This is a genomic window from Streptococcus sp., assembly GCF_019414905.1.
GTDB lineage: Bacteria > Bacillota > Bacilli > Lactobacillales > Streptococcaceae > Streptococcus.
In genome coordinates this window covers 1-9,723 of record NZ_DXLC01000181.1, presented here as the reverse complement: position 1 = coordinate 9,723, position 9,723 = coordinate 1, and the positions used below count along the sequence as shown (strand labels likewise).

At 42.4% G+C, this 9,723-nt stretch carries 11 protein-coding genes; 5 read left to right on the top strand and 6 right to left on the bottom strand.

The genetic code is table 11. The features are described from left to right. Positions 1–297: NCS2 family permease (locus QZ359_RS05510; protein WP_293963931.1), on the bottom strand; the 297-nt coding region annotated here is incomplete at its 3' end. 189 nt (positions 298–486) lie between these two features. Here QZ359_RS05510 and QZ359_RS05505 point away from each other — a divergent pair. The 5 genes from QZ359_RS05505 to QZ359_RS05485 all read left to right on the top strand — a co-directional run bounded on the left by QZ359_RS05505 (position 487) and on the right by QZ359_RS05485 (position 5,534). Continuing rightward, positions 487–1,299: a Cof-type HAD-IIB family hydrolase gene (locus QZ359_RS05505; RefSeq protein ID WP_261077279.1), complete on the top strand. Its 813-nt coding sequence runs from the start codon at positions 487–489 to the stop codon at positions 1,297–1,299. 224 nt (positions 1,300–1,523) lie between these two features. Continuing rightward, a complete protein-coding gene (adhP, locus tag QZ359_RS05500) occupies positions 1,524–2,543 on the top strand; it encodes an alcohol dehydrogenase AdhP (RefSeq protein WP_261064256.1) in 1,020 nt (339 codons plus the stop codon). Between the two features lie 237 nt (positions 2,544–2,780). Continuing rightward, complete coding sequence (locus QZ359_RS05495) at positions 2,781–3,770, top strand: PTS sugar transporter subunit IIB (RefSeq protein WP_000021970.1); 990 nt, start codon at positions 2,781–2,783, stop codon at positions 3,768–3,770. Positions 3,771–3,795: 25 nt separating this feature from the next. After that, positions 3,796–4,599: a PTS mannose/fructose/sorbose transporter subunit IIC gene (locus QZ359_RS05490; protein ID WP_000022716.1), complete on the top strand. Its 804-nt coding sequence runs from the start codon at positions 3,796–3,798 to the stop codon at positions 4,597–4,599. 23 nt (positions 4,600–4,622) lie between these two features. Then, the gene (locus QZ359_RS05485) at positions 4,623–5,534 is read left to right on the top strand and encodes a PTS system mannose/fructose/sorbose family transporter subunit IID (RefSeq protein WP_033676082.1); all 912 of its coding nucleotides are present in this window, start codon (positions 4,623–4,625) and stop codon (positions 5,532–5,534) included. Positions 5,535–5,589: 55 nt separating this feature from the next. Here the strand turns inward: QZ359_RS05485 and pepC are convergent, their stop codons facing one another. From pepC to QZ359_RS05460, 5 genes are all read right to left on the bottom strand, one after another. After that, a complete protein-coding gene (gene pepC, locus QZ359_RS05480; protein WP_293963930.1) occupies positions 5,590–6,924 on the bottom strand; it encodes an aminopeptidase C in 1,335 nt (444 codons plus the stop codon). A 110-nt stretch (positions 6,925–7,034) separates the two neighbouring features. Further along, entirely contained in the window at positions 7,035–7,757 is a 723-nt protein-coding gene (locus QZ359_RS05475) for a pseudouridine synthase (protein WP_261202199.1), read from the bottom strand. Positions 7,758–8,012: 255 nt separating this feature from the next. After that, on the bottom strand, positions 8,013–8,243 hold the full coding sequence (locus tag QZ359_RS05470; RefSeq protein ID WP_000580443.1) for a GlsB/YeaQ/YmgE family stress response membrane protein: 231 nt from the start codon (positions 8,241–8,243) through the stop codon (positions 8,013–8,015). A 9-nt stretch (positions 8,244–8,252) separates the two neighbouring features. Further along, positions 8,253–9,494 (bottom strand): aminopeptidase, encoded by a 1,242-nt coding sequence (locus tag QZ359_RS05465; RefSeq protein ID WP_033679625.1) that lies wholly within the window; start codon positions 9,492–9,494, stop codon positions 8,253–8,255. 21 nt (positions 9,495–9,515) lie between these two features. Then, positions 9,516–9,668: a hypothetical protein gene (locus QZ359_RS05460; protein ID WP_000776617.1), complete on the bottom strand. Its 153-nt coding sequence runs from the start codon at positions 9,666–9,668 to the stop codon at positions 9,516–9,518. Positions 9,669–9,723 lie beyond the last annotated feature (55 nt).

The following is a 9,723-nucleotide window of genomic DNA, read 5'->3' as shown; positions in this document are numbered from 1 at the left end:
GGCTTGTTGCCATGAATAACCAAGCCCGAATACAACTGTAAAGGTAAAGAAGGCATTCAATCCCATACCTGGTGCTTGGGCATAAGGTAAGTTAGCGTAAAAAGCCATCATCAAGGTACCCGCTACTGCACCAATAATCGTCGCTAGGAAGACACCCTGAGCAGGCATCCCTGTTTGTGAAAGCATTTGTGGGTTTACAAAGAGAATATAGCTCATTGCAAAGAAAGTTGTTAAACCAGCGAGAACCTCTGTACGAACGTCTGTACCGTTCTCTTTTAGTTTAAATAATTTGTCCATTATCAATCTCCTTTTAATTTTTACGAACAATAATAGAATTATATCATTTATCATTCACTTTTTCAATATCTTTGTTTGATTTATTTAAGAATTTGATGAAATTTCTTTTTTTGTTTCGAATCTGCTTTTCTGCCTGCTTTCTGTTATAATAGTAGACATCTTATCTGAAAAGACACTAGAAAGGTCCCTATGACGAAGAAAATTATTGCAGTTGACCTGGATGGAACCCTGCTCAACTCAGACAGTCAAATTTCTGACTTTACCAAAAAAACCATCAAAAAAGTTGCTGAAAAAGGCCATCAGGTTATTATTACGACAGGTCGCCCTTACCGTATGTCAAAAGATTTTTACCGTGAACTGGGCTTAGACACTCCTATGATTAATTTCAACGGCTCCCTTACTCATTTACCAGACCAAGTTTGGAGCTTTGAAAAGTGTTTAACCGTAGACAAAAAATATCTGCTAGATATGGTTCGACGTTCAGAGGACATTCAAGCCGATTTTATCGCTGGAGAATACCGTAAAAAATTCTACATTACAAATCCTAATGAAGAAATTGCCAATCCCAAACTATTTGGCATAGAAGCTTTCCAGCCTGAAAATCAATTCCAGCCTGAGTTGGTAACTAAGGATCCTAACTGTATCCTATTACAGACCAGAGCCAGTGACAAGTATGCCTTGGCAAAAGAAATGAACGCCTTCTACCAGCATCAACTTTCTATTAATACCTGGGGAGGTCCGCTCAATATCCTTGAGTGTACCCCAAAAGGTGTCAACAAGGCCTTCGCCTTGGACTACTTGCTCAAGGTAATGAACCGTGACAAAAAAGATTTGATTGCTTTTGGAGATGAACACAATGATACCGAAATGCTCGCTTTTGCTGGGAAAGGATATGCCATGAAAAATGCCAATCCAGAGCTACTCCCTTATGCAGATGAGCAAATTTCCTTGACAAATGACCAAGACGGGGTTGCCAAAACCCTGCAAGATTTATTCTTATAGCCCCTACTGACCAGCTTGCGAGCTGGTCTTTGTGCTCTTTTCACAGTCTAATCAACCAGTTAATCGATTGTTCTACTTTTTGCCTCCAAAACCTTGGAAAAGGCTTTCTTTTGTGATATACTTCACATATAAATACAAGAGAGCTCGTCACACTCGACTCTGTTGAAACATAATCAATCCAGTCCTGTTGTCCCTGTTCTCGACCAATATCAAGGAGGATAGCTATGAAAGCTGTTGTTGTTAATCCAGAAAGCACTGGTGTTGCTGTTGAAGAAAAAGTACTCCGTCCACTTGAAACTGGAGAAGCACTTGTAGAGATTGAATACTGTGGTGTTTGCCACACTGACCTCCACGTTGCCCACGGTGACTTTGGTCAAGTACCAGGACGTGTTCTAGGACACGAAGGTGTTGGTATTGTTAAAGAAATCGCTCCTGATGTTAAAAGTCTTAAAGTCGGTGACCGTGTCAGCGTTGCTTGGTTCTTTGAGGGATGTGGTACTTGCGAATATTGTACAACTGGCCGTGAAACTCTTTGCCGTACAGTAAAAAATGCTGGCTACTCAGTAGACGGTGGTATGGCTGAACAATGTATCGTAACTGCAGACTATGCTGTCAAAGTTCCTGACGGACTTGATCCAGCCCAAGCTTCTTCTATCACATGTGCTGGTGTAACAACCTATAAAGCTATTAAAGAAGCAAAAGTTGAACCAGGCCAATGGGTTGTTCTATACGGTGCTGGTGGGCTTGGTAACCTAGCTGTTCAATACGCTAAAAAAGTATTTAATGCTCATGTCATCGCGGTTGATATCAACAATGACAAACTTGCCCTTGCAAAAGAAGTCGGTGCGGATATCGTTATTAACGGCCTCGAAGTTGACGATGTACCAGGACTCATCAAGGAAAAAACAAATGGAGGAGCTCACTCAGCTGTCGTAACTGCTGTATCTAAAGTTGCCTTCAACCAGGCTGTTGACTCCGTTCGTGCTGGTGGTCGCGTCGTCGCTGTCGGTCTTCCTTCTGAAATGATGGAACTCAGTATCGTTAAAACCGTTCTAGATGGAATCCAAGTTATCGGTTCTCTTGTTGGAACTCGTAAAGACTTGGAAGAAGCCTTCCAATTCGGTGCAGAAGGTTTGGTAGTCCCAATTGTCCAAAAACGTCCAGTCGAAGATGCCGTAGCCATTTTCGACGAAATGGAAAAAGGTCAAATCCAAGGACGTATGGTACTCGACTTCACCCACTAATCTAATAAAAACCTATTTTAAAAGTTGGAATGCGCTTCCAACTTTTTTATATTAAATTTTTAAATATGGGTTCAAAAAAACTTCTCTAAAACTCAATATATCAATATTTTTCAGATGTAATCTTTTTAATTATTTTATGATAAATAGTTGATTTTTAGATGAAAACGGTTTATACTTAAAAAGTCTTAAAGTTTTCTTAAAAGAAAACTGAAACAACAAAAAGGAGGAATGACAATAATGAGTATCGGAATCATTATTGCGAGCCACGGCGAATTTGCTGCTGGTATTCATCAGTCAGGATCTATGATCTTTGGTGAACAAGAAAAGGTTCAAGTTGTAACCTTTATGCCAAATGAAGGTCCTGATGATTTATACGCTAAGTTTAATAACGCTGTTGCTGCATTTGACGCAGAAGATGAGGTTCTAGTTTTGGCTGACCTTTGGAGTGGATCTCCATTCAACCAAGCTAGTCGCGTGATGGGAGAAAATCCTGAGCGTAAGTTTGCCATCATCACAGGACTTAACTTACCGATGTTAATTCAAGCCTACACAGAGCGCCTGATGGACGCTGCTGCAGGTGTAGAAAAAGTCGCTGCGAATATTATTAAAGAAGCCAAAGATGGCATCAAAGCTCTTCCAGAAGAGCTAAACCCAGTTGAGGAAGTAGCAAGCGCTGCAGCTGCTCCAGTTGCCCAAGCTGCTATTCCAGAAGGAACTGTCATCGGAGACGGTAAACTCAAAATCAACCTTGCCCGTCTAGACACTCGTTTACTTCACGGTCAGGTTGCAACTGCTTGGACTCCAGATTCAAAAGCAGACCGTATCATCGTTGCTTCAGATAACGTAGCTAAAGACGAATTACGTAAAGAATTGATTAAACAGGCAGCTCCAGGTAAAGTGAAAGCAAACGTTGTTCCTATCCAAAAACTAATCGACGTTGCAAAAGATCCTCGCTTCGGAGAAACACATGCCCTTATCTTGTTTGAAACACCTCAAGATGCCCTTCGTGCTATCGAAGGTGGCGTACCAATCAAAACTCTTAATGTTGGATCAATGGCTCACTCAACTGGTAAAACAATGGTTAACAACGTTTTGTCTATGGATAAAGAAGACGTTGCTACATTTGAAAAAATGCGTGACCTTGGTGTTGAATTTGATGTACGTAAAGTACCAAACGACACCAAAAAAGATTTGTTTGACTTGATCAACAAAGCAAACGTGCAATAATCGATTTTATGAAAGGATTTTAAAGATGTCTATTATTTCTATGGTTTTAGTAGTCGTTGTAGCCTTCCTAGCAGGTCTTGAAGGTATCCTCGACCAGTTCCAATTCCATCAACCAATCGTAGCTTGTACCCTTATCGGTCTTGTTACTGGTAACCTTGAAGCAGGGATTATCCTTGGTGGTTCTCTTCAAATGATCGCCCTTGGTTGGGCTAACATCGGAGCTGCCGTAGCTCCTGACGCTGCTCTTGCTTCTGTTGCTGCTGCCATTATCATGGTTCTTGGTGGCGACTTTACTAAGACAGGTATCGGTGTTGCCCAAGCGGTTGCTATCCCTCTTGCAGTTGCTGGTCTATTCTTGACTATGATTGTCCGTACACTCTCTGTCGGATTGGTTCACACTGCTGATGCTTCTGCTAAAAAAGGTGACTTCAAAGCAGTTGAACGTGCTCACTTTGTCGCACTTCTTCTTCAAGGTCTTCGTATTGCAGTCCCTGCAGCACTCCTTCTAATGGTACCAACTGAAACAGTACAAAGCATTCTAAATGCTATGCCTGATTGGCTCAAAGATGGTATGGCTATCGGTGGTGGTATGGTCGTTGCCGTTGGTTACGCTATGGTTATCAACATGATGGCAACTCGTGAAGTATGGCCATTCTTCGCTATCGGTTTCGTGCTTGCTGCCGTGTCAGATATTACTCTAATCGGATTTGGTGCTATCGGTGTTGCTATCGCTCTTATCTACCTTCACCTTTCTAAAACTGGTGGAAATGGTGGCGGAGGAGCCGCAACTTCTAACGACCCAATCGGCGATATCCTAGAAGACTACTAAGATAAGAAAGGACTGAAAACATCATGACTGAAAAACTTCAATTAACTAAATCAGATCGTAAAAAAGTTTGGTGGCGTTCAACTTTCTTACAAGGTTCTTGGAACTATGAACGTATGCAAAACTTGGGTTGGGCTTACTCATTAATTCCAGCTCTTAAAAAACTCTACACTAAAAAAGAAGATCAAATCGCTGCTCTTGAACGCCATCTTGAGTTCTTCAACACTCACCCATACGTAGCCGCTCCAATCATGGGGGTTACTCTTGCACTTGAAGAAGAACGTGCTAACGGTGTTGAAATTGATGATGCCGCTATCCAAGGGGTTAAAATCGGTATGATGGGACCTCTTGCTGGTATCGGTGACCCAGTATTCTGGTTTACAGTACGCCCAATCCTTGGATCACTCGGTGCTTCACTTGCCCTTACTGGTAATATCTTAGGTCCAATCCTCTTCTTCGTTCTTTGGAACTTGATTCGTATGTCATTCTTGTGGTATACACAAGAGATTGGATACAAGGCTGGATCAGAAATCACTAAAGATATGTCTGGCGGTATCCTCCAAGACATCACTAAAGGCGCTTCTATCCTTGGTATGTTCATTCTTGCTGTCCTTGTTCAACGTTGGGTAAATATTAAATTTGCTTTCGATGTTGCCAAAGTTCAACTAGATGAAAAGGCTTATATCCATTGGGATAAATTGCCAGAAGGATCTAAAGGTATCCAAGAAGCATTCGCACAAGTAGGACAAGGATTGTCTCAAACACCTGAAAAAGTTACTACTTTCCAACAAAACTTGGATATGTTGATCCCTGGACTATCAGGACTACTCCTTACTTTCCTTTGCATGTACTTGCTTAAGAAAAAAGTATCTCCAATCACTATTATCCTTGCACTCTTCGCAGTGGGTATTGTGGCGCATGTTCTTCACATCATGTAATCTATACATTCAAAAAGGAATCCGGTTTTAAACTAGATTCCTTTTTTCTATGCTTTTATTCTGCCAAGGCTCCCATTGGATCCCATGGTGCAAGCACAATTGGATCTGCTTCATAGGCAGCTTGTTCTTCTGCTGTCAGCAATTCTTTACGAACAACGATTTGGTATGTGTATTCGTCCATCCAAGCGTCTGAGGCAACGAAGTAGCCATCTGTTCCGACCTTGTCTCCCCATGAGTTTTCAACCTTCCACTTAGTTGATTTCCCATTTTCATCCAAGTCCACACCTGTCAAGACCATAGCGTGGGTCATTAAGCTTTCGCTGTAGTCCAAACGTCCAGCCTTGTCTTGAGTGAGTTTAATGTCCATGCTTGATTCAAAGTCATAAACATCTGTCGCAAGAATTCCAGCTTTACGGTTGCTAAGCTGACCGACATCTGAACCAAACCAAACAGTCTCACCTGCTTGCATTTGAGCGATTGCCAATTCTTTCAAGCGCTCCATCGGTACGTTAATGTAACGAACCGCACGGCTACCAACCACATTTCCCAACATCTCAACTGTATAAGATTGGCCATAAGGTTTATCAGCAGTTGGAGCATTGATAACAGAAACGTAGTCTTCTAGAGGAAGATTGACATATTTCTTGTAAAACTCTTGTGGAGTGATACCTTTTTCGCTTTGGTAGTTATTGTCTTTATCACGATAAGCAAAGTCAAATTTACGTGGTGGGAGACCTAGTGACATTGCAAGGAAATTAAAGATTTCTTGCAAGAGGTCTTCTTTCTTAGCCTGAACAGTTGCTTGATCAGCACCAGAAACAAGCAAGTCACGCAAGATTTGAGCATCTTGGCGAAGCAATTTGTTAAGAATTGCATTTAGCTCACGACTGCTACTAGATGAAACAGACTCAGGGTAAACTGACTTAGGCACGACACCGTATTTCTCAAAGAGAGAAACGACCATATCCCACTGACCGCCATCTTGTTGTGGTGTTTGGAGTAGAAATTTAACCTTACGGCTCGTCAAGTCTTGGTCTGCAGTCGCAATGACTTGTTCCAAGAACCAGTTTGATTTCTCATACTTGTCCCAGAAGAAAGTGTGGGCCTGTGACAACTCAAAGTTTTCTAGTTTGTATTGTGAGATGAGCTTGTGGCGGAAAGTGTTAAGGGCTGCAAACATCCAGCAACGACCAGAAGCCTTCTGGTTAGTTACTTTGTCCTTGGTCAAATCCAATGAGAAAACAGGGGTGTTGTCTACATGGCTTTGGCGACGTTCTAGGGCTGCAAAAATTCCGTTGTGGCTGGCAGCATTTTCAATCGCTTGGTATTTTACATTTGCTTCATAGTTGGCAAATAATTTATCAGTAAATGATTCTTGAATCGCGTTCATAGATTCCTCCTTTTATTCTACAGTCTATTATAACTCTTTTCACAAAGGAAGCAACTGAAAAACATAAAAGGCAAGGATATTCTCCCTCACCTTTTCGAATATAAATCAAATTAGGCAATATTCGCAAGGAGAGCTTCTAACTCCTCCTTGGTCAAGCGACGCCATTCTCCTCGCTGCAAGTTCTCATCCAATACTAGAGTTCCCATAGTCAAACGTTGCAAGTCTACTACTTCCTTACCACAGTAGGCCACCATACGCTTGACCTGATGAAACTTCCCTTCTGCAATAGTCACACGGATTTGACTCTGATTCTTTTCTGCATCTGTGGAAAGAATCTCCAGTTTAGCAGGCTGACAAGTAAAGTCTTTGAGCGGAATGCCCTTGGCAAATATCTCCACATCTTCTTGGGCCATAATTCCCTTGACCTGAGCCAAATAGGTCTTGTCCACATGACGCTTGGGCGAAAGAAGAGCATGGGCCAGCTGACCATCATTGGTCAAGAGCAAAAGACCATGCGTGTCAATATCCAAGCGCCCTACTGGGAAAACTTCCTTGCTCCGAGCCAAGTCATCCAACAAGTCCAACACCGTTCTGTGTTTAGGATCCTCAGTCGCTGAGATAACTCCTTGGGGCTTGTTCATCATGTAGTAGACAAACTCTTCATACTCCAACACTTGCCCATCAAAGCGAATCTCATCTCTTTCTTCATCAATCTGCAATTTAGCTGATTTTTCTTTTTTACCATTTACCGTCACGCGACCAGCCTTGAGCAAGTTTTTGACCTCAGTTCGGCTCCCCACAGCGCAGGCAACTAAAAATTTATCTAATCTCATAGAACTATTATATCATATCAAAAGGAGGCTGTCTCAATGACCAACCTCCTTTTCATTTCATACTCTTCAAACCGCGTCAACGTCGCCTTGCCGTATATATGTTACTGACTTCGTCAGTTCTATCTGCAACCTCAAAACAGTGTTTTGAGCTGACTTCGTCAGTTCTATCTACAACCTCAAAGCAGTGCTTTGAGCAACCTGCGGCTAGTTTCCTAGTTTGCTCTTTGATTTTCATTGAGTATCAGATTTAAGAAATTAACTTCCTCGTCTCCAGAAAATCGCTAAGACAATCATGGAACCTAGTACTGCCGGAATAATGGCAGTTCCTGCTATTATCGGTCCCCAAGTCCCAAAAAGCAAGTGGCCTATAAAAGCACCAATCCAGCCCAGAAACATTTTTCCAAAACATCCCATTCGCTCTCCACGATTGGTCAGAGCACCTGCTAAAAATCCCACTAGGAGACCAACAAACATACTTCCTATCATCTTGGCTCCTTAATTTGCCCAATCTCCGTTACGGAAGAGAGGCACACGTGTTCCATCCTCACGGATACCATCGATATCCATCTGATTAGAACCAATCATAAAGTCCACGTGAACATCTGAACGGTTAAGTCCCGCAGCTTCAAGCTCCTCTTCACTCATCTCTGCTCCACCAACGACGCTAGTCGCATAGGCTGCACCGATAGCCAAGTGGTTTGAAGCATTCTCATCAAAAAGGGTGTTGAAGAAGGTAATGCCTGACTGAGAAATTGGACTTGGATCTGGTACCAAGGCACATTCACCTAAGGCACGCGCACCCGCATTTTCAAAGACAAGGTCTTTCATGACCTGATCACCCTTCTCAGCAGTAATGTCTACGATTTGGCCGTCTTTAAAGGTTACTTTAATACCTTCAATAATATTTCCGTTATAGCTAAGCGGTTTTGTAGAAGTGACATAACCATCTGCACGGCGGAAGTCTGGTGCTGTGAATACTTCCTCTGTCGGCATATTTGGCAAAAATCCTTCTCCCTGCGCATTAATAGCACCAGCTGATTCCCAAACGTGGTTCTTCGGCAAGCCAAGTGTCAAATCAGTTCCTGGTGCTGTGTAATGAAGGGCTGAAAATTGTTCTTTATTAAGCATATCTGCCTTACTCTTGAGGATGGCTGCATGCTCTTCCCAAGCCTTAACAGGATCTGCTTCGTAGACACGGCAAGTTTTGAAGATTTGGTCCCAAAGGAGATCAACTGCCTCTTCGTCGCTCGCAGCATTTGGAAAGACTTTCTTAGCCCACTCAAGTCCAGCAGCGGCTGCCACAGTCCAGCTGACTTTATTGGATTGAGTTGCGATACGCATTGGCTTCATGGCAAGTCCCATCGCTTTTGCAGAAGCTGAAAGTTTGTCAGCGTCCACACCGTTCAAGGCACCTGGATCAGATGAACGGACACCGAGACGGCTAGCCTTGTTCTCCAAGAGATAGTTCATCTCAGCAATCTTGTATTCTGGCACATTGTCCAAACGTTCCATCGGTGCGTGGAGGAATTTCTCGCGGTTGATGACATCATCTGTCCACTGAACGATCACCTCATGCGCCCCCAAGGCATAAGCTTCTTTGACGATTAAGTGAGCCAACTCACGTTGCTCCACGTCGATAGAGAGAGCCAAAGTGTGACCAGGTTGCACGTTGATTCCGTTCGCAACCAATAATTTCGCATATTTTTCTAGATTTTCTTTAAAATTTGGTAAAACCATTTTATTTGTCCTTTTCTATTTTTATTTTTCTTTCAAAGCAGAAAATAATCCTGCCAAAGCAATAGCACCTGACAAGAGTGCTGTCGATAGAATAATTGTTTCATCTGCCAGCTCTAACTGATAGTCAAAAACCTTTTCAGCAGGTTTATCTTCTGCGAAGATTCTAAGTTTCATGAGAACCCCCTTAAAATTTATTAAAACAAATCACTATGACTGCCTGTCCTAAGCA

Bases quoted from the DNA above. Each gene is read 5' to 3' on its own strand.
- QZ359_RS05505 (WP_261077279.1), top strand. From the start codon at position 487: ATGACGAAGAAAATTATTGCAGTTGACCTGGATGGAACCCTGCTCAAC.
- adhP (WP_261064256.1), top strand. From the start codon at position 1,524: ATGAAAGCTGTTGTTGTTAATCCAGAAAGCACTGGTGTTGCTGTTGAA.
- QZ359_RS05495 (WP_000021970.1), top strand. From the start codon at position 2,781: ATGAGTATCGGAATCATTATTGCGAGCCACGGCGAATTTGCTGCTGGT.
- QZ359_RS05490 (WP_000022716.1), top strand. From the start codon at position 3,796: ATGTCTATTATTTCTATGGTTTTAGTAGTCGTTGTAGCCTTCCTAGCA.
- QZ359_RS05485 (WP_033676082.1), top strand. From the start codon at position 4,623: ATGACTGAAAAACTTCAATTAACTAAATCAGATCGTAAAAAAGTTTGG.
- pepC (WP_293963930.1), bottom strand. From the start codon at position 6,924: ATGAACGCGATTCAAGAATCATTTACTGATAAATTATTTGCCAACTAT.
- QZ359_RS05475 (WP_261202199.1), bottom strand. From the start codon at position 7,757: ATGAGATTAGATAAATTTTTAGTTGCCTGCGCTGTGGGGAGCCGAACT.
- QZ359_RS05470 (WP_000580443.1), bottom strand. From the start codon at position 8,243: ATGATAGGAAGTATGTTTGTTGGTCTCCTAGTGGGATTTTTAGCAGGT.
- QZ359_RS05465 (WP_033679625.1), bottom strand. From the start codon at position 9,494: ATGGTTTTACCAAATTTTAAAGAAAATCTAGAAAAATATGCGAAATTA.
- QZ359_RS05460 (WP_000776617.1), bottom strand. From the start codon at position 9,668: ATGAAACTTAGAATCTTCGCAGAAGATAAACCTGCTGAAAAGGTTTTT.